The 25,217-nt window shown below is 40.3% G+C and carries 23 protein-coding genes; 19 read left to right on the top strand and 4 right to left on the bottom strand.

The window, feature by feature from the left end; genetic code table 11:
• Positions 1-5: 5 nt before the first annotated feature.
• Together G8782_RS06575 and G8782_RS06570 are read left to right on the top strand one after the other, a co-directional pair.
• The gene (locus G8782_RS06575) at positions 6-1,181 is read left to right on the top strand and encodes an NAD(P)/FAD-dependent oxidoreductase (RefSeq protein ID WP_172370065.1); all 1,176 of its coding nucleotides are present in this window, start codon (positions 6-8) and stop codon (positions 1,179-1,181) included.
• 114 nt (positions 1,182-1,295) lie between these two features.
• A complete protein-coding gene (locus G8782_RS06570; RefSeq protein WP_172370064.1) occupies positions 1,296-2,366 on the top strand; it encodes a YkvI family membrane protein in 1,071 nt (356 codons plus the stop codon).
• Between the two features lie 47 nt (positions 2,367-2,413).
• On the opposite strand, the gene G8782_RS06565 is transcribed toward G8782_RS06570, so the two are convergent.
• Positions 2,414-2,803 (bottom strand): hypothetical protein, encoded by a 390-nt coding sequence (locus G8782_RS06565; protein ID WP_172370063.1) that lies wholly within the window; start codon positions 2,801-2,803, stop codon positions 2,414-2,416.
• Between the two features lie 133 nt (positions 2,804-2,936).
• Between G8782_RS06565 and G8782_RS06560 the strand changes: the two genes are divergently transcribed.
• The 10 genes from G8782_RS06560 (at position 2,937) to G8782_RS06515 (ending at position 13,121) form a co-directional block, all read left to right on the top strand.
• Positions 2,937-3,821 carry an ROK family protein gene (locus G8782_RS06560; RefSeq protein WP_172370062.1) on the top strand — a complete coding sequence of 295 codons (885 nt, stop codon included), beginning with the start codon at positions 2,937-2,939 and terminating at the stop codon, positions 3,819-3,821.
• A 334-nt stretch (positions 3,822-4,155) separates the two neighbouring features.
• Positions 4,156-4,851, top strand: coding sequence for a YesL family protein (locus G8782_RS06555; RefSeq protein WP_172370061.1), 696 nt, complete (start codon positions 4,156-4,158; stop codon positions 4,849-4,851).
• A gap of 169 nt (positions 4,852-5,020) precedes the next feature.
• On the top strand, positions 5,021-6,322 hold the full coding sequence (locus tag G8782_RS06550) for an ABC transporter substrate-binding protein (protein ID WP_172370060.1): 1,302 nt from the start codon (positions 5,021-5,023) through the stop codon (positions 6,320-6,322).
• Positions 6,323-6,406: 84 nt separating this feature from the next.
• A complete protein-coding gene (locus G8782_RS06545) occupies positions 6,407-7,267 on the top strand; it encodes a carbohydrate ABC transporter permease (RefSeq protein ID WP_172370059.1) in 861 nt (286 codons plus the stop codon).
• On the top strand, positions 7,267-8,085 hold the full coding sequence (locus G8782_RS06540; protein ID WP_172370058.1) for a carbohydrate ABC transporter permease: 819 nt from the start codon (positions 7,267-7,269) through the stop codon (positions 8,083-8,085). The genes G8782_RS06545 and G8782_RS06540 overlap by 1 nt, the downstream gene beginning before the upstream one ends.
• A 21-nt stretch (positions 8,086-8,106) precedes the next feature.
• Positions 8,107-9,132, top strand: coding sequence for a LacI family DNA-binding transcriptional regulator (locus tag G8782_RS06535; protein ID WP_172370057.1), 1,026 nt, complete (start codon positions 8,107-8,109; stop codon positions 9,130-9,132).
• 76 nt (positions 9,133-9,208) lie between these two features.
• Positions 9,209-9,934 (top strand): ThuA domain-containing protein, encoded by a 726-nt coding sequence (locus G8782_RS06530; protein WP_172370056.1) that lies wholly within the window; start codon positions 9,209-9,211, stop codon positions 9,932-9,934.
• 18 nt (positions 9,935-9,952) lie between these two features.
• Positions 9,953-10,978 carry a Gfo/Idh/MocA family protein gene (locus G8782_RS06525; protein ID WP_172370055.1) on the top strand — a complete coding sequence of 342 codons (1,026 nt, stop codon included), beginning with the start codon at positions 9,953-9,955 and terminating at the stop codon, positions 10,976-10,978.
• A 21-nt stretch (positions 10,979-10,999) separates the two neighbouring features.
• On the top strand, positions 11,000-11,968 hold the full coding sequence (locus tag G8782_RS06520) for a sugar phosphate isomerase/epimerase family protein (RefSeq protein WP_172370054.1): 969 nt from the start codon (positions 11,000-11,002) through the stop codon (positions 11,966-11,968).
• Between the two features lie 112 nt (positions 11,969-12,080).
• Complete coding sequence (locus G8782_RS06515) at positions 12,081-13,121, top strand: Gfo/Idh/MocA family protein (RefSeq protein ID WP_172370053.1); 1,041 nt, start codon at positions 12,081-12,083, stop codon at positions 13,119-13,121.
• Positions 13,122-13,229: 108 nt separating this feature from the next.
• Here G8782_RS06515 and G8782_RS06510 read toward each other — a convergent pair whose 3' ends face one another.
• Positions 13,230-14,171 (bottom strand): Gfo/Idh/MocA family protein, encoded by a 942-nt coding sequence (locus G8782_RS06510; protein ID WP_172370052.1) that lies wholly within the window; start codon positions 14,169-14,171, stop codon positions 13,230-13,232.
• 128 nt (positions 14,172-14,299) lie between these two features.
• On the opposite strand from G8782_RS06510, the gene G8782_RS06505 reads away from it, so the two are divergent.
• The 7 genes from G8782_RS06505 to G8782_RS06475 all read left to right on the top strand — a co-directional run bounded on the left by G8782_RS06505 (position 14,300) and on the right by G8782_RS06475 (position 22,490).
• Entirely contained in the window at positions 14,300-15,307 is a 1,008-nt protein-coding gene (locus tag G8782_RS06505) for a Gfo/Idh/MocA family protein (protein WP_172370051.1), read from the top strand.
• Positions 15,308-15,430: 123 nt separating this feature from the next.
• Entirely contained in the window at positions 15,431-16,420 is a 990-nt protein-coding gene (locus G8782_RS06500; protein WP_172370050.1) for a sugar-binding protein, read from the top strand.
• The gene (locus G8782_RS06495) at positions 16,417-17,850 is read left to right on the top strand and encodes a sensor histidine kinase (protein ID WP_172370049.1); all 1,434 of its coding nucleotides are present in this window, start codon (positions 16,417-16,419) and stop codon (positions 17,848-17,850) included. Before G8782_RS06500 ends, G8782_RS06495 begins: the two co-directional genes overlap by 4 nt.
• Positions 17,847-19,271, top strand: a complete 1,425-nt coding sequence (locus G8782_RS06490; protein WP_172370048.1) for a response regulator — start codon at positions 17,847-17,849, stop codon at positions 19,269-19,271. The genes G8782_RS06495 and G8782_RS06490 overlap by 4 nt, the downstream gene beginning before the upstream one ends.
• Positions 19,272-19,366: 95 nt before the next feature.
• On the top strand, positions 19,367-20,650 hold the full coding sequence (locus G8782_RS06485) for an ABC transporter substrate-binding protein (RefSeq protein ID WP_425505480.1): 1,284 nt from the start codon (positions 19,367-19,369) through the stop codon (positions 20,648-20,650).
• Positions 20,651-20,730: 80 nt separating this feature from the next.
• Positions 20,731-21,669 carry a carbohydrate ABC transporter permease gene (locus G8782_RS06480; RefSeq protein WP_172370046.1) on the top strand — a complete coding sequence of 313 codons (939 nt, stop codon included), beginning with the start codon at positions 20,731-20,733 and terminating at the stop codon, positions 21,667-21,669.
• On the top strand, positions 21,669-22,490 hold the full coding sequence (locus G8782_RS06475) for a carbohydrate ABC transporter permease (RefSeq protein ID WP_172370045.1): 822 nt from the start codon (positions 21,669-21,671) through the stop codon (positions 22,488-22,490). Before G8782_RS06480 ends, G8782_RS06475 begins: the two co-directional genes overlap by 1 nt.
• Before the next feature lie 503 nt (positions 22,491-22,993).
• Here G8782_RS06475 and G8782_RS06470 read toward each other — a convergent pair.
• On the bottom strand, positions 22,994-24,160 hold the full coding sequence (locus tag G8782_RS06470; protein ID WP_172370044.1) for an ROK family transcriptional regulator: 1,167 nt from the start codon (positions 24,158-24,160) through the stop codon (positions 22,994-22,996).
• A 14-nt stretch (positions 24,161-24,174) separates the two neighbouring features.
• Positions 24,175-25,212 carry an aldose epimerase family protein gene (locus tag G8782_RS06465; protein WP_172370043.1) on the bottom strand — a complete coding sequence of 346 codons (1,038 nt, stop codon included), beginning with the start codon at positions 25,210-25,212 and terminating at the stop codon, positions 24,175-24,177.
• Positions 25,213-25,217 lie beyond the last annotated feature (5 nt).

The following is a 25,217-nucleotide window of genomic DNA, read 5'->3' as shown; positions in this document are numbered from 1 at the left end:
CACGTATGTCGAAAAAGAATCATGCAGAAGTGGCAATAATTGGCGGCGGCATTGTTGGTTGTGCAATCGCTTACTATGTTGCGAAATCTGGCATCGATTGCGTATTAATCGAAAAAAACGATATTGCAAGTGGCACATCTTCCCGTTGTGATGGAAACATCACGATTGTAGATAAAGATCCAGGATTTGATAGTTTAATGTCACTGAAAAGCCAAGAGTTAACAGTGGATTTACATGATGAGTTGGACCTGGACTTTGAATATCGCGCACTTGGAAGTTTGCTCGTTTGCGAAAATGATAACGAAATGCAAGCTGCTGCGGAATGGGTGGATATTCAAACGAAGGCAGGTTTGAAGTTCAAATTGCTGGACCGAGAAGATTTACGCCAAGAGTCGCCTTATTTTTCTGATGACATTCCAGGCGGATTAGAATGTGAAACAGACTCTCTCATCAATCCATATTTGTTTTGTTATTCGCTCATCGATAAAGCGAAACAATACGGTTTAAGATTGCAGACACAGGCGGAAGTTACGGGGATTACGAAAAAAGAAGACTTTACAATTGAAACAACGAACGGTACATTTACAGCAAAAAAAGTCGTGAATGCCGCGGGTGTATGGGCGCCGTTCATCGGGAAGATGCTGGATTTAGATATCCCGATCATCCCTCGAAAAGGGCATATTATCGTTGGCGCGAGACAAAAGCCGGTGATGATGCGAAATGTAATGGAATTCGGTTACTTGATGAATAAATTCGGTCGTGAACGCATCGTCGATAAACGTACGGAAAAGCATGGGGTTGCACTCGTACTTGAACCGACGGAAAGCCAAAACTTCTTAATCGGAAGCAGCCGTCAATTCGTCGGATATGATGGTAGAATTGATATGAATGTGGTCGAAACAATGGCCATGAGAGCGCTTCGTTTTTATCCGAAAATGAATGATTTTACGATGATTCGCGCGTATACAGGGTTCAGACCTTGGACGGAAGATCATCTGCCGATTGTTTCGGAAGTTGAGAAAATTCCTGGATTTTACATCGCGGCAGGTCATGAAGGGGACGGAATCAGTTTAGCAACCGTAACAGGAAAGCTTATCGAGGAATTGATTACCGGAAAGACAACAACGATTCCAACAGATCCGCTTAGATTCGACCGTTTTGATAAAGTTCCAGTTTTATAATAAACAGAAAGTGGCTATTATAATTGCTGCGGAAAAATTGCAGTAGTTGTGGTAGCTTTTTTTATACTTACATATTTCAATAGGGGATATTAGAATTTATTGGGGGAAAGAAAAATGTTTAGGGTATTGAAGATTGGAAGCGCTTTTATCGGAATTATCGTTGGAGCAGGTTTTGCTTCGGGAAAAGAAATCGTGCAGTATTTTACGAGTTTTGGATTGCTCGGTACGTTGGCGGCGATTCTTTCAACAGCATTATTTGCTTATCTAGGAATGACGCTGACAAAGCTTGGAAGTCGCACAAAAACGACTTCTCATAAAGAAGTCATTTATAAAATAAGCGGTCCCTATCTCGGTGTAGTGGTCGATGTAATCATCGTTTTCACATTATTCGGTGTTGGGGTCGTCATGCTTGCTGGTGCAGGCTCTGTGCTGAATCAACAATTTGGACTCGAACCGTATATCGGTAATTTACTCATGGCTGTCTTAGTAATCGGAACTGTCATGATGAATGTACAACGCGTAATCGCAGTTATCGGAAGTATTACACCTTTTCTGGTGCTAACGATTATTCTAATTGGAATCTATTCTATTTTTACAATGGGCTCTTCATTCGCGGAGCTAGATCCGATTGCGAAAGAGTTAGATACGACATTGCCAAATTGGTTCGTTTCGGCAATTAACTATGTGTCCTTTAATGTCGCGGTTGGGGCTGCCATGTCGCTCGTTATGGGCGGCGCTGAGAAAGATGAGAAAATCGCAGCACTCGGTGGTTTGGTCGGTGGTCTCGGACTTGGGCTTATGATTATTATTAGTCATCTTGCAATTTTTTCGAAAGTGGATCTTGTGGCAGAATACGATATGCCGATGTTGAAATTAGTGCATGATATTTCACCGGTTCTAGGGATTTTCATGTCTGTCATTTTATTCGGGATGGTATTCAACACCGCGGTCAGCATGTTCTATGCGTTCGTCGCGCGGTTTACAGTTATGCATACAAAAAAATCTGATGTAATGATAATTGTTACTGTAGTTATCGGATTTGTCTTAAGTTTCATGGCGGGCTTCAAAAATTTAGTATCTCTAGTCTATCCATTTATTGGATATATCGGTTTATTCCTCATCGCGGCATTAATTTACGCGCCGTTTAAATTGGCGAAGGATAACCGCATACGAAAAGTTGATTGATTACAAAATCCCTCTATGTTAGATGAAAACATAGGGGGATTCTTCTTTTATTCTAAACCGTCAAGGTAATCCGTTATGTCGTTTGGCAATCTTTCGATCCGCAGCACTTTTAATTTATTCAAACCTGGAGCCGTTTCGATCAAAATCGATTTTTTATTGCTTGGGTATTGTAATACCGTAAATTGCCGAATCATATCTGGAGAAGTATCGTAATTGTCTTGTTTGATTCGTTCATAATCAGCTTCCGAAAAATTCTCTGCATAACCATCAAGCATGATCTCCTTTGCTTCATCAAAGCTATCGGTAGAATTCAAATACTGATAAAGCTCCAAGGAATTTTTCGGTTTGATCAAATTTGGACCTACAGTAACTCCCAATATAATGATGACCAGTAATCCAGTAATGATTCTTTGATAATGAACCTCTTTTAGTTTCATCTTACACCTCCTAATAAGATTATTATCAATACTGGTAAATAAGTAAATGCGGAATTTAATTTGCCATAGGCAGTGGCTAGAATCATAGGCTTATGCTACAGTTAATTCGAATATAAACAATGGGGGAGTAGCTATGAACGTATTAGCGATAGATATCGGCGGAACATCGATTAAAATATGTATGGCTGATGAAAAAGGATCTGTTACACAATTTAAAGAAATAGAATCTGGGGCGTCAAAAGGCGGACCGTATCTTGTTGAAAATCTGATTGAAGTCATTTCTGCGAATTACTCGGGCTTTGAAGCGATCGGAATCAGTACAGCAGGCCAAGTGAACAGTGAGGAAGGATCAATCATTTATGCCAATGAAAACTTCCCGAATTATACAGGCATGCATGTGAAGAAGATTTTTGAAGACAAGTTCAACGTGCCTGTGAAAATTGAGAACGACGTGAATTCTGCCGCACTCGGCGAAAAACACTTCGGCGCGGGACAAAAATTTGATGACTTTTTATGTTTAACATACGGAACTGGAATTGGCGGCGCAATCGTCATTAATTCGGAAGTATACAAAGGCGCTAACGGCAGCGCGGCCGAAGTCGGCCATATCGTCGCGCATCCTGGCGGCATTAAATGTAATTGCGGCTGTGTCGGGTGCTATGAAATGTACGGATCAACAACAGCTTTAGTGAGAAGCGCACTCGAAGTCGACGCGCAATATGTGAATGGCCGCAAGATCTTTGAAGGTCTAGCAAAAGGTGACGAAAAGCTGGAAAAAGTGCTTCACGATTGGGTTCTCGAAGTTTCCTACGGCTTAGTTTCATTAACACACATTTTTAATCCACCAGCTATCATCATTGGCGGCGGCGTCATGGAGCAAGAAAGTTTGGTCGATCTAGTCCAAACTAAAGTTAAAGAATTAATCATCAGCAGCTTCTCCGACGTAGAAATATTGAAGGCGGAACTGGGGAATAAAGCAGGTTTACTAGGTGCGGCATCTTTACATTTCACTAAGTAGGAATGAAAGTTTCACATACATCTTTACTAATTTAGTGGAATCTCCAGTTGGTTGGAGTGGAAAGCGTCCGCCCGCAACGGAAATTAACGTTATAGCAGGTAAATCTGGGTACTAAGACAAAGCACGCAGTAAACTCTCAACTGATTCAGTACCCTTAAAACAATAGTAGGGTACTGAATTATTTATTAAATAGATAGCTTTCACACAGGTAAAAGGTCACGACTTGCAAGCAAAACCCACCGCAGTGCAAGCAAAACATCTATAACTGCAAGCAAATCACCACCAACAATATTCAAAAAACCTTTTATCACAAAGCAGTCAAAGGAGTACAAGTATGGATAACAATTCTGGACTCATGAGCGGTTTATACACGCTAAGTGAGTGGATCATGAAATTTTCAATCACGAATTTACTTTGGATACTTTTTAATCTGCCAATCGTTTATTTGCTTTTCACTATTTTATTCGTGGAACAAATTGAAACGATATTCTTTTTATTGATTCCTGTCATTCTATTACTGCCATTTATATTCTTCCCAGCGACAACAGCAATGTTCGCGATGGTGCGTGATTGGATCATGAAAGACGAGGGAGTCAATCACCTTATCAAGAAGTACTGGGGGTACTACAAAGAAAACTATAAACGAAGCGTAGGAATTGGGTTGCTATTAACCGCTGCATGGGTCATCTGGGCGGCGGATGTCTATTATTTTCACGAGAAAAATTCCGCGATGATGATTCTCTTTATCATCATGGGCATTCTATTACTAGTATTTTCAATAAACCTGTTTTCAGTCACCGTGCATTTTCACTTGAAATTTACCGAGTCATTAAAAAACGCATTGCTTCTTACAATCGGAAGCCCTATTTTGTTTATCGCAGTAGCGATGAGTAGCGGACTCGTCATCTATGTCAGTTTTAATGTCTTCAGATTTATCATCCCGTTTCTAACAGGTTCGCTCATCGCATTTCTATCTTTTTCCGCGTTTTATCGAAACTACTTAAAGATAATGGCCAAAAAGACAGAATAATATTTTATTGAAAAGTGTTGCACTATTTAAATTATCGTGATACTCTTTAGGAGAATCATCTATGCAAACGGTTTCATGGAATTGCAATAAAACTAATTGTTGGACTGGCAAACTAATGCATCGGTTTTATGCAACCGTATTCATAGAAAAGGAAAAGGGGAGATCATTAATGAAAAGCAAGAAAACGTTGATTAGTTTAGTTTCTGTATTTCTATTATCTATCTTTGCGTTAGTAGGTTGCTCGTCAGATGATGACAAAAAGAAAGACTCAGCATCAGGAGATCAAATCACAATTGATATTTTTCAATTTAAAGTAGAAATTAAAGATCAGTTCGAAGCACTTGTTAAAAAGTATGAAGATGAAAACCCTGGGGTGAAAATCAACGTTAAAACGGTTGGCGGCGGAAACGATTACGGCGCAACATTAAAAACGTCATTTTCTTCTGGTGAAGAACCAGACATTTTCAACGTCGGCGGACCATCAAGTGTCGAGGAATATAGAGAATACTTAGCAGATGTTTCGGATACGAAAGCAGTTGAGCAATCGATAGAAGGAACATTGACTGCAGTAACAGACGGCGATGAAGTTTTAGGATTGCCATTCAACCAAGAAGGTTACGGTTTAATTTATAACAAAGCGATCTTCGAAAAAGCAGGTCTAAGCACGGATGATATTAAAACGTATGCTGACCTCGAAGATGCAGTTAAATTACTCGATAGCAAAAAAGACGAATTGGGCATTGACGCGGTATTTGCATTGCCAGGTAAAGAAAAATGGGTGCTCGGCGATCATATTTCGAATATGTTCATCGCACCAGAATTTAATAATGATATTACTGAAGCATATAATGCCAAAACAATCGAATTTGAAAAAGGCGATGAGCTGAAAAGATACCTAGATCTTCAAAACAGCCACTCTGTTCAGCCGGTACTAAGTCTTGATTATTCACAGCAAGTTGAACAATTATTTTCTTTAGAAAAAGTTGCAATGATTCAACAAGGAAACTGGGTTTACAACTCTGTATACGATATGGATCCGGAATTAGCTGAAAACGGCATGGGCATTCTTCCAGTTCCAGTCGAAGGTTTTGAAGGCAAAATCCCTGCTGGTGTCCCAATGTTCTGGGCGGTAAACGGCAAGAGCGATGAAAAAGTTGTTCAAGCAAGTAAAGATTTCCTAGATTGGATGTACACATCTGAGACAGGAAAAACTGCAGTCCTCGAAGACTTTAAATTCATCCCTGCTTATAAAGGATACGACGCAACGAAAATTGCAGATCCGCTTTCACAGACAATTTATGAATATGCTGAAGCTGGAAATACACTCGAAGGTTGGGTATACCAAGCAGCTCCGACTGGGTGGAATGAAGAAACACTCGGCGTTAATATTCAAAAGTATTTAAGCGGCGACTTGAAATGGGAAGATTTAATCTCTCAATCACGTGCTAAATGGGAAGAAGAACGTAAGTAATTAGAGGTAGAAAAATACAGCTAACAAAAACCTCCTAAAAAAGATTTTTGTTAGCTGTTATCATTTACAATGGAGGTGCTCTGCATGCGAAATCGCGATTTTTCATTCTGGTTGTTCTTAACGCCAGTCATCTTGAGTTTAAGTCTCGTTATCCTCGTTCCATTTGTTTACGGATTCATTTACTCTTTTACAAATTGGAATGGCATGGTCGCTACTGAGTTTCTTGGTTTTAAGAACTACATCACATTATTTAAAGATGCTGATTTTAGAGCATCCATATGGTTTACGACTAAATTTGCAATTTGCTCGGTCATTCTACTGAACTTCTTAGGTTTAGGACTCGCACTACTTGTCACTCGTAATCTTAAAACAAATAATTTAATGAGAACTGTTTTCTTTATGCCGAACTTGATCGGCGGACTCATTTTAGGTTTCATTTGGCAGTTTATTTTCATCAGCGTTTTTGGAAACATAGGAGAGTTACTTGGAATTGAAGCGTTAACAGGTTGGTTGTCGACAACCGCGACTGGTTTCTGGGGACTCGTCATCCTGACATCTTGGCAAATGGCTGGATACATAATGATTATTTACATTGCTTACTTAGAAAATATTCCGAAGGACTTGCTTGAAGCGGCCGAAATCGATGGAGCCTCTAGTTTCCAACGTTTTCGCAACATCACATTCCCATTAGTTGCGCCTGCTTTCACGGTTAGTATGTTTCTGACATTGTCCAATTCGTTTCAAATCTACGATCAAAACTTGTCCTTAACAAATGGTGGCCCGTTCAACTCAACGCAAATGGTTGCGATGAATATTGTAAAAACCGCCTTCACTGAAAATAAAATGGCTTTCGCCCAATCAAAAGCAGTCATTTTCTTCATCATTGTGGCAGCTGTCGCAATCACGCAAGTTTATTACAATAAGAAAAAGGAGGTCGACATGTAATGAAAGAGAAGAAGCGAAATCTGATTGTCATTGAAATTATCGGCCTCTTGCTTGCATTATTATGGATCTCACCTTTTTACTTAATGATTGTGAACGCATTCAAAACGAAAAAGGAGATTTTTTCAGGCGTGCTCGGGCTTCCAGAAGGGTTTGAAACGACTAACTTTGTTCAAGCTTTTCAAGACTTGGACTTTGTTAATTCTCTTTTTAACTCCTTGCTCATCACGGTTGTAGGGGTAGGGATTATTATTCTTTTCTCCTCGATGGCAGGATACGCACTTGCCAGGAATAAAAGTAAACTTAGTGCACTCATACTGTTACTTTTTGTCGCAGCGATGCTGATTCCGTTTCAGTCAGTCATGATTCCACTTGTTTCACTTTTTAGCAAGGCTGATATGTTAAACCGTACGGGGCTCATCTTTATGTACTTAGGATTTGGTTCGAGTCTATCAATCTTTTTATATCACGGTGCAATGACCGGAATTTCGAATTCATTGGACGAAGCGGCAATTATCGACGGTGCCAATAAATTCCAAGTATTTTGGCATATCATATTTCCACTATTAAAACCGATTTCTGTTACAGTTGGAATATTAAATGTTATTTGGATTTGGAATGATTACCTATTGCCCTCCCTTATCCTTGCAGATGAACATGCGACAATCCCGATTAAGATGTTCCTTTTCTTCGGGCAATATACAAAGCAATGGCATTTAGCATTAGCCGGCTTGACAATCGCGATTATTCCAGTGATTATCGGTTACTTCTTTGCGCAAAAGCAAATTATTGAAGGAGTATCTGAAGGAGCCGTTAAATAAATGAATTTGGAGTGAGGACCAATGTCGGTCACAATTAAAGATGTTGCTGCACGGGCGAATGTAGCTCCGTCAACCGTTTCTCGCGTGATCTCAGATAGTCCATTAATTAGCGAGAAGACAAAACGCAAAGTTCATAAAATCATGGACGAAATGGGCTACCAGTTGAATTATAACGCTCGTATCCTTGCACAAAAATCGACGAAAACAATCGGGATCGTTATGAAGAACTCAACAAAGGAATCGATGCACAATACTTTTTTTCCTGAAGTCATTCGAGGAATCAGCGCATTATGCAGCAAGTATGATTTCAGCATTAGTCTCACGACAGGTGAATCTGAGGAAGAGATTTTTAATGACACGGTCAAGATGGTCGGCGGAAAAAGAGTCGACGGCATCATTGTTTTATACTCGAAAAAAGATGACAAAGTCGTTCCATATTTACTCGAATCTGGAATACCTTTTGTCGTCATCGGCAAGCCCTTAATCGAATCGGGCAACATTATGTTTGTTGATAATGATAACGTGCAAGCGGCTAAAGAAGCGACAAACTATTTACTGAATTTCGGTCATGAGAAAATTGCGTATATCGGCGCAGATACAGAGTTTGAAGTGGGAGAAGCTAGATTGAACGGTTTCCTGCAAGCAATGCGTGATAAGGGACTGGATGTATCAAATGCCTATATTAAAGATACGCAAATGGACCCGAATCACGGGAAGCAAGTTGTTGCCGAATTAATGGACTTGGCTGAACCGCCAACCGCTCTCATCATTCCAAATGATTTGAACGCCTTAATCGCGTTGACATCTTTAGGAGAACGAAATCTTAAAGTGCCTGATGACGTGAGTATTATTAGCTTTAATAACTCGATGATTTCGGAAGTGTCTAATCCTCCGTTAACATCAGTCGACATTCAAATTTTCCAATTGGGCCATGAAGCGGCAAATTGCTTGATAGAGCTTATTAATGATCCGGATATGTTCAAAAAGAGCGTAATTATTCCGACCGTTATTCACGAAAGAAGCTCGTGTACAACGTTAAAAGTTTAGGTTACGCCTAAATTTTTAAACATTTATGCAACCGGTTGCTTAAATCAATGCAACATTTATATAAAGGAGAGATACTATGAATATAGTCGTGTGGAATGAAAACCGTCATGAGAAGAAAAATCCAGTTGTAGCGGATATTTACCCAGAGGGGATACATGGTGCGATTGCACAATTTTTAAAAGAAGATGCCCATACAGTAACAACAGCGACGCTCGATGAACCCGAACATGGTTTATCCGAAGAAGTATTGAAGAATACTGACGTTCTTCTTTGGTGGGGACATCTTGCGCATGATGAAGTTGAAGATGAGATTGTCGAACGCGTGAAAAAGCGCGTGTTGGAAGGCATGGGCTTGATTGTTTTGCACTCGGGTCATTTCTCGAAAATCTTCAAAACACTGATGGGCACGACTTGCGATTTGAAATGGCGCGAAGCGGATGAAAAAGAACGTCTATGGGTAGTCGATCCGAGCCATCCAATTACAGAAGGCGTCGGGGAATATATTGAACTTGAAAAAGAAGAAATGTACGGAGAGCACTTCGATATTCCGGCACCTGACGAGTTGGTTTTTGTTAGTTGGTTTGAAGGCGGAGAAGTTTTCCGCAGCGGTGCAACGTTTAAACGGGGGAACGGAAAGATATTCTACTTCCGTCCGGGGCATGAAACATACCCGACCTATCATAATGAAGACATACAAAAAGTAATTCGTAATGCAGTCAAATGGGCTGAAAATACGAATACGCCAAAACCTATATACGGAAATGCGAAGCCATTAGAAAAATTGGCAAACTATAACGAATAATATTTAGGAGTGGAAAACATGAAAAAGTTAAAAGTAGCTGTTATTGGATGCGGAAGTATCGCAAGAAATAGACATTTAAAAGAATATGAACATAACGATGCTGTAGAGATTGTAGCGGTTTGTGACATTGTCGAAGAAAGAGCAGTCGAAATGGCAACTGAGTATCATGCAAAATCTTATACGAGTTATGAGGAATTGCTGAAAAACGAAGAGCTAGACGCAGTTAGCGTTTGCCTTCCGAACTATTTACATGCGCCTGTTTCAATTGCTGCATTAAATGCAGGGTGTCACGTATTATGCGAAAAGCCGATGGCGACATCTAAAGAAGAAGCGGAAGACATGATAAAAGCTGCGGCTGCTGCCAATAAAAAGCTAATGATCGCGCATAACCAACGTTTCGTGCCGTCCCATGTGAAAGCAAAAGAACTAATTGCGAACGGTGAAGTTGGAAAGATTTATAGTTTCCGAACTGCCTTCGGACACGGCGGACCTGAACAATGGAGCGTTGAAGGCGAAGATAGCTGGTTCTTTAAAAAGGATCAAGCGTTTATCGGAGCAATGGGCGATCTTGGCGTCCATAAAGCGGATTTGCTTCGTTTCTTACTCGGCGAAGAGTTTGTTGAAGTCGCCGGTTTTATTGAAACGAGCGCAAAAGAAAATACAGATGTGGACGATAATGCGGTTTGTATTTTAAAGACAGAAAGCGGGATTATCGGAACGCTCGCAGCAAGTTGGGCTTATTCGGCAAAAGAAGATAACTCCACGGTAATTTACGGTGAAAAAGCGATTTTGCGTATTGAAGATCACCCGGATTATTCATTGATCGTTCAATATAAAACGGGAGAAGTCGTCAACTATGCGTTAGGCGGCATTCAGTCAAACACTGAAGGCGGTCAAACAACGACCCATACAATCAATCATTTTGTAGACGCGATTATCCAAGATACTGAACCGCTAATTGACGGTGAGGAAGGCAAGAAATCATTAGAAGTGATTTTAGGCGCTTTGGAATCAATGACTACAAAACAGTTTGCTAGAATTTAAAAATACTGGGAGGTTTTTTCTATGAAACTAGGCGTATTTGCAGTTTTGTTCTCGCAAAAACCATTTGAAGAAATGTTAGACCACGTACAAGCGGCGGGCTTAGATGCCATTGAAATCGGAACAGGCGGCTATCCTGGGGATGCTCATTGTAATGTCGATGAGCTTCTCGCCAGCGAAGATAAACGCAAAGAATATTTGGATAAAATCCATTCCCGGGGATTAACCATAAGTGCATTCAGCTGTCACGGTAATCCCGTTTCGCCGAATCAACAAATTGCTCAAGATGCACACGATACATTTGTTAAAACTGTGAAACTAGCACAGCTTGTAGACGTTCCTGTAGTGAACACATTTTCGGGAACTCCTGGATCAAACGAAGACTCCAAACAACCGAATTGGCCGATTTCACCGTGGCCGACGGAGTACACAGATATTTATAACTGGCAATGGGAAAAGAAACTCATTCCGTACTGGAAAGAACAAGGGAAATTTGCAGAAGATCATGGTGTGAAAATCGGCATCGAACTTCACGGCGGATTTTCAGTTCACACGCCGTATACCATGTTGAAATTAAGAGAAGCGACTTCACCGGCAATCGGTGCGAATTTGGATCCTAGTCATCTCTGGTGGCAAGGCATTGATCCAGTCGCGGCAATCAAGATTTTAGGAAAAGAAAATGCCATTCACCACTTCCATGCGAAAGATACTTACATCGACCAGGAAAACGTGAATATGCACGGGCTAACAGATATGCAACCATACGGAGATGTACAATCGCGCGCGTGGACATTTAGATCTGTCGGTTGCGGCCACAGCATCCAAGAGTGGTCCGACATAATGAGCGCGCTGCGTACGTATGGCTATGATTATGTTGTCAGCATTGAACATGAAGATCCGTTAATGTCTGTTGATGAAGGATTTTCACGTGCAGTGACGAACTTGAAATCTGTTTTGATTAAAGACCAACCAACTGATATGTGGTGGGTGTAAAAGAATAGCAAGTTGTGGTATATGGGATTTCCGCATATATCACAACTTTTTGCTATTTAGTAAGAATTCACTAATTCGAGCGTAATCGAACGAATTGGAAAGGAAAGTTATCATGGGTGTATTAAGAGTAGGCATTATTGGAGCCGGGGCAATCGCGGGAGACGTCCATATCCCGAATTACTTATCCTGCGGAAGCAAAGTAGAAGTTGTTGCGATTGCCGACATAGTCATTGAACGTGCTGAAGAATTGGCAAAGAAATTTGCGATACCGCATGCATTTAGTTCATATGAAAAGATGTTGACAGAAGTGGAATTAGACGCAGTCAGTGTTTGCGTGCCGAATAAATTCCACGCGGAAGCCTCCATCGCAGCGCTAGAAGCTGGTTGTCATGTGTTATGCGAAAAACCGCCAGCAATGACAGTTGAAGAAGCAGAATTAATGGTCGAAACAGCTGAGAAATCAGGAAGGTTCTTAACGTTTGGTTTTCATTACCGTTATCGACCAGAAGTTGAAATCGCGAAGTCATTCATTGATGCGGATGAACTGGGCGAAATTTATTCAGCGCGTGTCCATGCGATTCGACGAAGAGGAATTCCAGGTTGGGGCGTCTTTACAAATAAAGAATTGCAAGGCGGCGGTCCTTTAATCGATATTGGCGTGCATATGCTAGATACCGCTCTTTATCTGATGGGGTATCCCGAGCCAGAAATTGTTCTCGGAAAAACGCATCAGCGAATTGGAAATAAAAAAGGTGTCGGATTGTTCGGCGAGTGGGATTATGAAAATTACACCGTAGAGGATATGGCTGTTGGAATGGTGACCTTCAAAAATGGCGCTACTTTGACTTTGGAAGCATCATTCGCCGCAAATGTTGAAAAAGACGAAACGATGCAAGTCTCTTTGATGGGCGATAAAGGCGGAGCAGATATTTTTCCGCTAAAAATTTATCAGGAAAAACATAACACGTTAGTCGATATCACGCCGGTCTATCTGCCTGAAGCAGAAGGCCACGAACGCGAGATCCAACAGTTCGTCGAACACTGTTTAGCAGGCGTGCAACCATTAAGCACACCTGAACAAGGTTTGATCATCCAAAAAATCGTCAATGCGATTTATGAATCTGCTGAAATGGGAAAAGCCATTCAGTTTTAGAATATAGGCTATTGTAATTTGCTGATGACAACAATTGCTGAGATTTCATCTCGCATGAATGAAGACAAAAAAGTAGTGGGGGATGAATTCCTTCCACTACTTTTTATATTACAAACTAAGTATCTTCGTAACTTGGCGAGAAATCTCATGCGTATTTATCATCGACTCAATTTGTCTATTCTTCACGCAGTTAATAAACTCTTCGACTTCGTAATACATCGTGTCGAACTCATGATTGATGGAAATATCCTCGGTTTGACCGTCTCTGTACTTAATAATAACTTGATGAGGATCACTAATTTTATCGATTTCGATGACGCCATTTTCTCCTTGGATTTCGCTCGGTAAAAATGAATCGGAAATCTTCGAGTACATGACAACTGCTTCAAAGCCGTCATAATTTAAAATCATGCTGCCTTGGCCTTCCGCGCCCGTGGACAGTAAATAGTTGTTTTTCAAAACAGAAATTGGTTCGCCGACTAAATGAACAATCGGCGCAATCGCATAAACCCCTAAATCCGTTTTTGCACCATTCCCCAGCTCAGGTTTAAACGCATTCTCAATAATCCCTTCCTTGTAACTGTCATAGCGGGAAGAGTATTGATTGTAATGAAACACAAATCGGCGGAGTGTTCCAATCTTATCCAAGTTCTTTTTCACATTAAGGAATGACGGTGTAACAGTTGACTTCATCGCTTCCATGAAGGTAACTCCATATTTCTTAGAAGCTTGTATAACTTGATTCATTTCCTCTACAGTCGTGACAGCTGGTTTTTCACAAAGAACATGAATACCATTTTCCATCGCTAGTATACTTTGTTCTGCATGGAAAGCATTCGGCGAAGCAATGTAAACCGCGTCAATATCTCCGCTAAGAAACATCTCTTCCATATTGGTATAAACCTTTTGAACATTATGTTTCTCCGCAAACGCTCGTCCCGTTTCTTCAGCTCGCGAATAAACCGCCCCGATACTAAACTCAGGATGTTGCAATGCTGCTTTTATAAATCGATCCGTAATCCAATTAGTTCCGATAATACCGAATTTCATAGATTAATCTTCTCCAGTCTTAAAGATAAGTGTTGTAATAAGTATTATACAGGAAATTAACAAGTAAAATATTGGATATTTATATTCTGTGATATAATTAGACAATATAAATAATTGGAGGAGTACATATGAAAAAAGTTCGCTGGGGAGTTTTAAGCACCGCAGGCATCGCGCAAAAAGAGCAAATTCCTGCATTTCTGAGATCGAATAACGCTCTAGTAACAGCAATCGCGACAGGTAGCCGTATTGATAAGGCAATTGAAGTGGCAAAGCGTTTTGGAATTGAAAAGACATATGACAGCTATGAAAAATTACTAGATGATCCTGACATCGATGCAGTGTATATTCCACTGCCGAATCATTTACATAAGAAATGGGTTATCGCGGCAGCGAAAAAAGGCAAACATATTTTATGTGAAAAACCGGCGGCCATTAGTGTTGATGAAGTTCTTGAAATGGAGAAGGCTTGTAACGAAAACGGTGTTTTATTCATGGAAGCATTCATGTTTTATTTCCACCCTCAGCACGCGCGTGTTAAAGAAATAATCGATTCAGGTGAAATTGGTGATGTTTCTTATATGCAAGCGGGTTTTTCGTTTTATTTGGATGAAGAGCGCCGAAAAACCTCAATAAAAATGAGCGATGAAACGGGAGGGGGCAGCATTTATGATGTCGGCTGTTATGCCATTCATTCACTCCGAAATATTTTAGGCGCTGAACCTGGAACAGTCCATGTCCATGCAGTTATGGATCCGGAATTCCATATCGATACAGACGCTGTCGGTTATTTAACATTTCAAGACGGCGTGCGCGCAACATTCGACTGTAGTTTTAACCTAGCTGCGCGCAATGAATATAAGGTGTTCGGCACCGAAGGCACCATAACTGTTCCAAGAGCATATCGCCCAGATAAAAACGGCGGCGATGGATTAATAATCGTTGAAACGAATGGGATTTCACGAACAGAAACATTAAATGATGATCAATACCGCAATCAAATCGAACATCTATCTGCGGCTATTTTAGATGGGCAAGACCATGTAAAGCATGATTTTGTGAATACCGTCAATAATATGCGCGTGATTGATGCTTGTATGGAATCCATTAAAACTGGCAATCAAGTAAAACTATCATAGTCCACTAGGTCCCTAATTTGAGTAAGCAAATTAGGGACCTTATTTGGATAAACAAATTTGGGACCTAGATTAATTTGTATAAAAAAATTTAGAATTAATTTATCAAAAAAAGTTGGTGAACGAATGAGGAAGTCTACAAAAAGAATCCTTTATAGCATCGGCCTTACAATTTTTCTGATTAGTTTCTTAGGGATGATCTATTATGGCTATAAAACTTTTTATATTGAAAAGGAGTCCGTTTCTTCTAAAGAATATGCCCATCATTTCGTCTTGATCGCTGAAGAAATTGATAATGAATATTGGCGGCTCGTTGAGCGAGGCGCATTGAAGGCTGCTGCAGAAAATGAGATTTACTTGGAATATTTAGGACCTCCAAAAGCTGATAATGACCAGCTACTCAAACTATTAGATCGAATGATTTCTGCCAAAGTGGACGGCATCATAACGCAAGGCGTGGAAGGTCAACAATTTGTCGACTTGGTATTTAAAGGCGTTGAGCGGGGAATCCCGATTATCACCGTTGATACGGATGTGAAAAGCAGTGTTCGGAAGGCTTACGTCGGGACGGATAATTATTATGCAGGGCAGCTTGCCGGAAGAGCCATTATTGAAAACACGACGGGCGAACAATACGTAGGCATTGTCATGGGGCGCTTTGATGCGATAAACCAACAAGAAAGAATTGAAGGCTTTAAAGATGCGATTAAAACAACTGACCGGATTCAGATTGTCGGCAGAAAAGAATCCAACATCACTCAAATTGGCGCCGCGCAAGCGACTTATTCCTTATTGAAAGAGTTTCCTTCCATCAATGCTCTCGTTGGGACAAGCGCCCTTGATGGAATTGGCATGGTTGAAGGATTACAGGAAATCGCGCCGAATAAAGATGTCTATATTACTGCTTTCGACGTCTTGCCGGAGACTTTAATGTACATTCAAAAAGGGAAAATTGATGCGACGATTGCGCAGTATCCGGAGGAAATGGGTTACAAGGCGATTGAAGTGATGATTGAATTACAAGAGAATGACGTTTTGAATACCGAAGTCTTCACTCGAACAAAAATTATCGATAAAGATGATGTCGATGGATTAAGACCTGGTGATCCAAAATGAAAACAATTCGCGGGAAGTTATTAATGTATTTTTTCGTATTTGTCATCTTGTTTCAAGTGACGGCAATTTCCATTTTCGTCAGTTCCAATGAATTAACCAATAAGTATAATGAAAGTTTTCAACGGTTTTTATTGTTAAATTCAATCTCTCAAAAGTCAGATGAACTATACGCGCTTACAAGAATCTATGTGATTGAGCCCGAAGATGAAAATGCGACCAATTATTTTGAGAAAAAAGATGAACTGACTGCCGAGAAAGAGAATTTAAGAACTCTCTATGCACTTAATGAAAACATCAAAATCAAAAATTATATCAATCTAGTCGAAACATTTATACATGAAAGTGAACTTACGGTCGGATTCGTTTTGAAAGAAGATATTGAGCACTATACGAATCATCTGGAAGAAGTAAGATTGGCTTCGGGTTATATTCAAGAGTCTGCGCTTGAATTAATCGATGTCGAATTGACGGCCTATCAAGCTTATTACAAGGATTTGCAAGAAAGAAATGGGCATTTTATAACTTTCATCATCTTTTTATTTTTAACGACAATCGCTCTAGCAATCTTTTTTGCTATTTGGTTTTCAACGGGAATTACAAGCCCGCTTCATAAGTTATCCCACGCCGCAAAGGAAGTCGCTAAGGGGGATTTACTGGGAGAAGCTGTGGAAATTCAATCGAATGATGAGCTGCGGGTACTCGGGGATGCGTTTAATAATATGCGTTCCAATATTCATGAATTGGTGAAAGAAATCAAAGACCAGTCGGAACTCGATCAATTGCTTAAAGAAATGGAATTAAAGCATTTGCAAAATCAAATCAATCCACATTTTTTGTTTAATACCTTAAATACCATTTCGAAAATGGCTTATTTGGAAGATGCGAATTCGACATCAAGATTAATCGACTCAGTGGCTGCATTACTGCGGCATAGCTTAGGCGAAATCGATGATCAAGTTACATTGAAAGATGAAGTGAATATCGTTCAAGATTATTTCAGGATTCAACAAACCCGCTTTTCAGAGAGGATTCAATTCATCATGAAAATTGATGAGACAGCCCTTGGTATTGAAATTCCGCGCTTGACCCTTCAACCATTAGTTGAAAATGCATTTATTCATGGGATTGAAGAACGTGAAGAAGGCGGCGTTATTTCATTGCGGATTGAACAGACGGAAGAATCAGTCGTCATTGAAGTGAGCGATGATGGAGAGGGCATTGATAATGAAAAAATTGAACGTTTGTTATCCTTGTCTACGGTCAGAGATGAGCATGTAGGGCATTCAACAGGCATTGGGGTAACGAATGTCATTCGGCGATTGCAACTTTTTTATAAAAAGGATAATGTCGTTGAAATTGAATCCGAAAAAGGACAATGGACAACGATCCGGTTGACTTTGCCTAAAATTAGCGAGGGGGTTATCCAATGAGAATCTTGATTGCTGAAGATGAACTGCTGGAGAGAAAAGCGATGAAGAAATTCATCCAAGATAATTTTAGGGATATGGAAGTCGTTGGCGAAGCTGTTAATGGACGAAAAGCGATCGAGTTAGCAAAAGAATTGAGACCCGATATTATTTTTATGGATATTAAGATGCCAGGTATCAATGGTTTAGAAGCGATTGAAAAAATCCATGTGATGTGGCCAAAGACCAAATTCATATTAGTTTCGGCTTATGACACGTTCGATTATGCGAAGCAAGCGATGCAATTTGGAATTAAAGATTATATTTTAAAGCCTGGAAAAAAGGAAGAAATAATTTCGGCGCTTTATCGGCTGAAAAAAGAGATTTTGCATGAAGCGAAAATGGAAGAGGAGAAACGTCAGTCTGAGCGCCTCTTGAATGAAAGTTTTATTCGAAAGCTGATGAAACAGCCCATTCCGACAGATGCATTCGAATTGCAAAGCCAATTATACCCGCAAATGAAATCGGGTTACTTTTTTGTGATTACCTTCGATAATAGGCGGGAAGAAAAGCTGATTGCTGAAATAATCGGGAAGCATGTAGAGGATTCGTTCATCGTTTATAAGGAAAACAATGTTTTCACTGTCGGGGTGTTTGTAAATGACGAGGTGAAAAAAGCGGGTCAGTTACTAGTTGCTCGAAAACTGCAATTAGAGCTCGGGGATGAGGTTTTTATCGGAATCGGGCATATTACCGACTCACTTGAAAATTTCTCGACGTCTTACCGGGAAGCTTATGCAGCAAGTTTTCAACTTAAAACTGAAAAGAAATGCAATTATGGATTCCCGCAAGAAGATGATCAACAACATCAAAATATTGTTTCAAGAATTGTTCAGGAGATTGAAAAGGGAAAGCGTGAGGATGCCATTACGATTTTCAAAGAAAACGAACTTCATTTCACCATGGTTGATAAAGAAAATTTATACATTGCAATTCAAACTATGCTCACAAAGAAAAACATTTCAATTGCAAAAGTATCCATCTCGACTTTGCAGTCAAACGAAGATTGGTTGATTTATATAAATATCTGTTGTAATAAAGTGATTGAATACTACCAGTCTAAACAGTCGATGACAATTGCGAAAGAATATATCATGGCGCATTATGGAGAGGCTATTTCGCTTGAAGATATTGCGGAATTGGTGAGTTTGAGTCCAAATTACTTTTCTAATTTATTCAAAGAAGAGTTTGGCGAAACTTATATCGAGTTTTTAACGAAAATCAGAATGGAACGAGCCAAGGAATTAATAGGTGAAAATATATATTCCTTAAAAGAGATTAGTTTCATGGTCGGTTACAAAAATCCGAACTACTTTAGCCGAGTGTTTAAAAGGTATTACCATGCTTCGCCAAAGCATTTTCAAGACAGTATCTTTGAAAAGTGAAGGTAAACGTAAAATAATACAGGTATTCATTCCCATTCAATGTTTGAATTGTTTTACTATAAGGAGTGTAAGCGTTATCAATTGAAGGGGGAAAAATAGTGAAAAAAATACTTGGATTCTTAGTATTAGCACTCGTACTTGTCATCTCTGCCTGCAGTTCAGATTCCGATTCTGGAAAAAAGCCTGAAAAAGGCGGAGAAAATGCAGACGGTGCAGTTGAAATCTTTAGTTGGTGGACTGGTGCCGGTGAAGAGGATGGGCTTTTGGCATTGATCGATTTATTTAACGAGCTCCACCCGGATATCGAAGTTAAAAATGCGGCGGTTGCTGGGGGTGCTGGAACTAACGCGAAAGCAGTTCTAGCGACGAGAATGCAAGGGAATGATCCGCCTTCAACGTTCCAAGTGCATGGCGGGGAAGAGTTGAACAAAAGTTGGGTTGCCGCAGATAAGATGGCTCCACTAAATGATTTGTATAAAGAAAATGATTGGATGGATAAATTTCCGGAAGCGTTGATTGACTTAGTTAGTAATGAAGGCAATATCTATTCGGTACCTGTAAATATTCACCGCGGAAACGTCATGTTCTATAACATGGAGGTTTTTGAAAAACACGGAATTGAAGTGCCGACAACATTGGATGAATTTTTCACTGTAGCTGAGAAATTAAAAGACGCTGGCGTTACGCCATTAGCATTGGGAGACAAAGAGACTTGGGAAGCTACGCAAATTTTTGAAAACCTGCTTGCTGCCGAATTAGGAACAGCGGATTATATTAAATTATTTTCAGGTGAAATTGAATTCACGGATAGCAGAGTAGTCAGTGCAGCCGAGAAGTTTGGAAAAATCCTTGATTATGTCAATGACGATCATGCTTCACGTAACTGGCAAGACTCCGCACAGCTAGTCGCTGAAGGAGAAGCTGCGATGCTTAACATGGGCGACTGGGCGAAAGGTTATTTCGTAAATGACTTAAAACTAGTAACCAATGAAGACTTTGGTTACTTTGCATTCCCAGGCACTGATGGTGATTTTGCTGTCATCACGGATACATTCGGTCTGCCAAAGGGAGTTGAAAATGTTGAGGCTACGAAGCAATTTTTAACGGTTCTTGGTTCGGTTGAAGGTCAAGATGCATTTAACCCGTTAAAAGGATCGATTCCAGCAAGAATTGATGCGGATCCATCAAAGTATGATGATTATGGGAAAGATACAATTGAAGATTTCAAGACTGCTAACCTATTTCCGAGTCTTGCACACGGTTCGGCAGCATCTGAAGGTTTTGTGACGAAAGCGAATCAAGCCGTCAATATTTTTGTAACGCAAAGAGATGTCGATAACTTTATCGATGCTTTGCAAAATGCAGCACCTGATATGTAATAAATACGGGGCGGCCTTCTATTGGCAGCCCCTTCTCTTTTCATGGATACATAGCAACCTCAAACTGAGGAGGGTTTAACTTGGAGAAAGATATACCTGTACGCAGGAAAAGAAAATTATCGAATGATCATCTAACGGCAATCGCTTTTTTACTTCCGTCTGTTATTTTAATTTTAGTTTTTGTTTACGGATTTATAAGTTGGACGGGATATCTTTCGTTAAGTAATTACAATACGATTGTTCCGGATTTCTCATTTGCAGGGTTGAAAAACTATTTTTATTTGTTCAATGATTTCCGTTTTCAAGCAGACTTGCGTAACACTTTATTCTTCACAATTCTTTTTATTGGCGCTGTAATTGTACTGGGCCTAGGATTAGCGATTTTATTGGATCAAAAACTAAAAGGCGAGTCCATCTTTAGAAATATCTTTTTATTCCCGATGGCATTGTCTTTTATCGTTACTGGGGTTGTATGGCAGTGGTTATTGCACCCATCAACTGGGTTCAACAAGTTTTTAATCCATTTTGGGATTGAACCTAAATGGTATACAGACACGACAATTTTAGCTGGATTTAAATGGGGAAGTATTGAGTTCGGTTTACCCGTTGCGATTATCGCAGTCGTTGTCGCTGCTGTTTGGCAAATGACTGGTTTTTCATTGGCGATGTATTTAGCGGGATTGCGCGGGATTGATGAAGAATTGCGGGAAGCCGCAAGGATGGATGGAGCTAGCGAGTTCCAAGTTTACCGGAAGATTGTTTTACCGATTCTTATGCCGATTACGATGAGTGTTGTCATTATTATGGCGCATATCTCGTTGAAAATATTTGATTTAATCTATGCGATGACAGGATCTGGTGCTAACTTTGTCACGGATGTGCCTGGATTGTATATGTTTGAAACGACGTTTAGAGGAAACTATTATGCGAATGGCGCCGCGATTGCAATTATCATGTTACTGTTAGTCGCCGTATTTATTGTCCCTTATTTATGGAATAGTAGAAAGGGTGAGAGATGATGGTGACATTACGAATTGGAAGCGTTGTAAAATATGGATTATTACTGCTTGTATCTCTTCTTTTTTTAACGCCGGTTTATGTAATTATCGTGACGAGTATTAAACCGCTTGATCAGGTTTCGCTTTCACAGATGTGGACTTTGCCGACAGCGATTGACTTTAGTTCCTATATGATGGCGTTTGAAAGTTTAAAGCCGAATCTGTTAAATAGTTTGTACTTGGTCATTCCAGCAACATTGCTATCCGCTTTGTTGGGTGCGATGAATGGGTATATTTTATCGAAGTGGAAGTTCAAAGGGTCCGACATCATCTTTACGTTCATTTTATTTGGGATGTTTATTCCTTATCAAAGTATTTTAATCCCGATGATTCAATTTTTGCGGAATATCGAACTGTATAATACGATTCCAGGGTTAGTGCTTGTTCATGTTGTTTATGGACTCCCGATCACGACGCTCATGTTCCGGAATTTTTATGCGAGCATTCCGGATGAGATGATTGAGTCAGCTCAAATCGACGGCGCAAACTTTTTAGGTGTGTTTAAGAATATTATAATACCTTTGTCGATTACCGGTTTTGTTGTCGTAGCCATATGGCAGTTCACGAATATTTGGAATGAATTCCTGTTTGCTGTAACGATTACGACAGGGGATAAGCAGCCGGTTATGGTCGCGTTGCAAAACTTGTCAGGGAGTCAGATTGTGCAGTGGAACGTCCAAATGGCCGGCGCATTACTTGCCGCGTTGCCTACGTTGATTGTTTATATTTTTCTTGGTAAGTATTTTGTTAGGGGATTGTTGGCGGGTTCAGTTAAGGGTTAATATAGGGAGTACTTGAAAAGTTCAATATTTAAGTACTCGTTTTTTATATGAGCCGTTGATTTACGTTCCGGGCGGCGCTTTCCTGCGGGCGGACGGACAAGTGCGGAAAGATACAGTTCAATCTTTCCCTCCTCCTCGTTCGCTTCGCTACCTGTGGGGTCTCACCTGTTCCGCTGATTCCGCGGGAGTCGCCGCCCTACACTACAATCAACTAATTTTACTATACGGAGTGAGTTATTCAGTTCCATCTTTCCAATGCAAAAATTCATATGCACTGAATGCATATGAATAGAAAATTCTTAGTTAGATATTATCTAAATTAAATCTCCAATAAAAGAAACGTCAACGATCTACCAAGAAAAATCAGCGTAGGCGCCTTACCAGTGGTAGCCGGAGCAAGAAGACTGATAGTGGTTTTCTATCAGGCTTCTTGCGGGAGGCATCCACCAGCGCCGTAGCGAATTTCAGAGAGAATTCTTTGTACGGTCTATTTAGCTTAAATCTTATATTGGATCAAATAAATCCACTAAAAGTAAAGCAACTGCACCTTTGAGTGTCGCGTCATCACCAAGCTTTGAAATCGATATGGCTGTTTGTTTAGCCTTTGGCGTTAGTGCGCGGTTTTCTATTGTCTTACGAATCTCTGGTAAAATCAGTTTCTCGGATTTTGTTACGCCGCCGCTAAGAACGATCTTTTCAGGGTTTATAATATGGATTAGATTTGTTAAGCCAACTCCAATAATTTCACCTGTTTCCTTAAATACCGAGGCGATCTCTTCATCGCCGCTCAACGCTAATTCGTAAATTTGTTCTCCGGATAAATCATGTTGATTCTTAGTTATAAATTTTTGCGCGCGTCTCGCAATGGCGGGGCCGGTGATAAAGGTTTGCAAGCATCCGGGGTTGCCGCATTCGCAAACGTCACCTTGCAAATCGATCGTCATATGGCCGACTTCTCCGGCGATATCATGTGATCCATGATACAAGTTCCCGTTCATCACAAGTCCAGCTCCGACACCTCTGCCGATATTGACGACTAGCATGCTTTCTACTGGACCGTGATTCCCAAACCAAGATTCTCCTAATGCGATAGCGCGCGCGTCATTTTCAACCTTCACATCTAAGTCGAATTCCTTCTCCAATTCATCTTTAATCGGAATATTTTTCAATCCTAAAATTGGTGCAACAAGCGATGTTCCGGTTTCAACTTCCACAACGCCATGCATCGCGACGCCGATTCCGATAATTGTATTGTTTGATGAAGGGGAGCCCTCTATACAAGCATGAATACATTCCTTGAGTATCGCGAGGAACTGGCTATTGGTAATCGGGAGCTTCAACTTACGAGAAGCCCTATTATGAATTTTCCCTGATAAATCTGCCAAGACGCATTCAATCATATCCGGACCGATATCCACACCGACAATCGAAAACGCTGAGTTATCAATTAGAAGCATCGTCGGCTTTCGGCCACCTTGCGATTCTCCGAGCTCACTTTCTTTAACAATCCCTTGTTCAATCAATTCTTTCACGTTACTACTCACTGTAGGGGGTGTCAGTTTTGTTTCTTTTGCAATCTGCGCTCTAGAAATCGGGGCATCAGTCCGTATTTTATTTAAAATAATGGATTTATTCACTGATTTCATCCATTGAAAGGTACCTTGTCGCATGAAAGAATTCTCCTTTAGTCTTCTATTTTAAATGAAAATACGGTTTGTTTTTCATATGTTTCATCTGCCTTCAGGATGACTGATGGAAAACCTTCATGGTGCAAGGAGGCAGGGGAACCCTGGGTTTCAAAGCAGACACCTAAATATCTTTCAGATTTCCTTTCAGCTAGCTCAAGACCTTCATCAAGATTAGTTGATGTGTACATAACTACGCCTGGTTGATTCGTTTTAACAGTCATAATTCGACCGCTCGTTTGATCCTTTACACGAATTTTCTCGTCATCGTTTTGGTTGAAAAGAAAATAATGATCATAACCATTCGTTGCAATGAGATTTTGCTCGTAAGTGGAATGAATCCCATCAGAGATTTTTCGACCATGACGAAAATCAAATGGCGTATCGGTCACATCGATCTTTTTCCCCGTCGGAATCAATTCCTCGTCAAGTTCGACAAACTCGTCACTGTCCATTGTAACGATATGATTTTGGATAGTTTCAGCTAAATTGCCGCTCAAATTGAAATACGAATGATTGGTCATCGTTAATGCTGTTGTTTTATCTGTCGTGGCGGAATAATCAATGATGAGTTCATTGTGATTCGTCAACGTATAAGTCACCGTCGCATTCAAATTACCAGGATATCCGCCGACGCCATCTTCACTGGAATGCGTTAACTTCACGCCAACTGTGTCGGCTGTTTGGAAAGTGGCAACGTCCCAAATGACTTGATGAAAGCCACCTGGTCCTCCGTGTAAATGGTGGCTTCCTTCATTTGATTCCAAAGAATAGGTTTCATCATTAAGAGTAAAAGTTGCGTCTTGAATTCTTCCTGCAACACGACCAACAATCGCGCCGAAGTAATTCGGATTTTGCTCATAATCGGCTATGTTTTTAAAGCCGAGTACGACATTTTCAAATCGTCCCTTTCGATTGGGAACGAGAATTTCAGTGATGATTCCGCCGAAGTTCAAAAGACTGACGCGCATGCCGTTGTCATTCGTTATTTTATAGTGTTGCCAACCGTTCTTAGTTTTTTCTATTTCTATTTTCATCTCAT

It is taken from the genome of Sporosarcina jiandibaonis, assembly GCF_013184495.1.
In the GTDB taxonomy this organism is placed as follows: domain Bacteria; phylum Bacillota; class Bacilli; order Bacillales_A; family Planococcaceae; genus Sporosarcina; species Sporosarcina jiandibaonis.
Note: the sequence above shows the minus strand (reverse complement) of the source record. Positions and strands in the feature narration are given on the sequence as shown.

What these genes read in the sequence shown, in the direction of transcription:
- G8782_RS06575 (WP_172370065.1), top strand. Translation starts at nt 6, where the DNA reads ATGTCGAAAAAGAATCATGCAGAAGTGGCAATAATTGGCGGCGGCATT.
- G8782_RS06570 (WP_172370064.1), top strand. Translation starts at nt 1,296, where the DNA reads ATGTTTAGGGTATTGAAGATTGGAAGCGCTTTTATCGGAATTATCGTT.
- G8782_RS06565 (WP_172370063.1), bottom strand. Translation starts at nt 2,803, where the DNA reads ATGAAACTAAAAGAGGTTCATTATCAAAGAATCATTACTGGATTACTG.
- G8782_RS06560 (WP_172370062.1), top strand. Translation starts at nt 2,937, where the DNA reads ATGAACGTATTAGCGATAGATATCGGCGGAACATCGATTAAAATATGT.
- G8782_RS06555 (WP_172370061.1), top strand. Translation starts at nt 4,156, where the DNA reads ATGGATAACAATTCTGGACTCATGAGCGGTTTATACACGCTAAGTGAG.
- G8782_RS06550 (WP_172370060.1), top strand. Translation starts at nt 5,021, where the DNA reads ATGAAAAGCAAGAAAACGTTGATTAGTTTAGTTTCTGTATTTCTATTA.
- G8782_RS06545 (WP_172370059.1), top strand. Translation starts at nt 6,407, where the DNA reads ATGCGAAATCGCGATTTTTCATTCTGGTTGTTCTTAACGCCAGTCATC.
- G8782_RS06540 (WP_172370058.1), top strand. Translation starts at nt 7,267, where the DNA reads ATGAAAGAGAAGAAGCGAAATCTGATTGTCATTGAAATTATCGGCCTC.
- G8782_RS06535 (WP_172370057.1), top strand. Translation starts at nt 8,107, where the DNA reads ATGTCGGTCACAATTAAAGATGTTGCTGCACGGGCGAATGTAGCTCCG.
- G8782_RS06530 (WP_172370056.1), top strand. Translation starts at nt 9,209, where the DNA reads ATGAATATAGTCGTGTGGAATGAAAACCGTCATGAGAAGAAAAATCCA.
- G8782_RS06525 (WP_172370055.1), top strand. Translation starts at nt 9,953, where the DNA reads ATGAAAAAGTTAAAAGTAGCTGTTATTGGATGCGGAAGTATCGCAAGA.
- G8782_RS06520 (WP_172370054.1), top strand. Translation starts at nt 11,000, where the DNA reads ATGAAACTAGGCGTATTTGCAGTTTTGTTCTCGCAAAAACCATTTGAA.
- G8782_RS06515 (WP_172370053.1), top strand. Translation starts at nt 12,081, where the DNA reads ATGGGTGTATTAAGAGTAGGCATTATTGGAGCCGGGGCAATCGCGGGA.
- G8782_RS06510 (WP_172370052.1), bottom strand. Translation starts at nt 14,171, where the DNA reads ATGAAATTCGGTATTATCGGAACTAATTGGATTACGGATCGATTTATA.
- G8782_RS06505 (WP_172370051.1), top strand. Translation starts at nt 14,300, where the DNA reads ATGAAAAAAGTTCGCTGGGGAGTTTTAAGCACCGCAGGCATCGCGCAA.
- G8782_RS06500 (WP_172370050.1), top strand. Translation starts at nt 15,431, where the DNA reads ATGAGGAAGTCTACAAAAAGAATCCTTTATAGCATCGGCCTTACAATT.
- G8782_RS06495 (WP_172370049.1), top strand. Translation starts at nt 16,417, where the DNA reads ATGAAAACAATTCGCGGGAAGTTATTAATGTATTTTTTCGTATTTGTC.
- G8782_RS06490 (WP_172370048.1), top strand. Translation starts at nt 17,847, where the DNA reads ATGAGAATCTTGATTGCTGAAGATGAACTGCTGGAGAGAAAAGCGATG.
- G8782_RS06475 (WP_172370045.1), top strand. Translation starts at nt 21,669, where the DNA reads ATGGTGACATTACGAATTGGAAGCGTTGTAAAATATGGATTATTACTG.
- G8782_RS06470 (WP_172370044.1), bottom strand. Translation starts at nt 24,160, where the DNA reads ATGCGACAAGGTACCTTTCAATGGATGAAATCAGTGAATAAATCCATT.
- G8782_RS06465 (WP_172370043.1), bottom strand. Translation starts at nt 25,212, where the DNA reads ATGAAAATAGAAATAGAAAAAACTAAGAACGGTTGGCAACACTATAAA.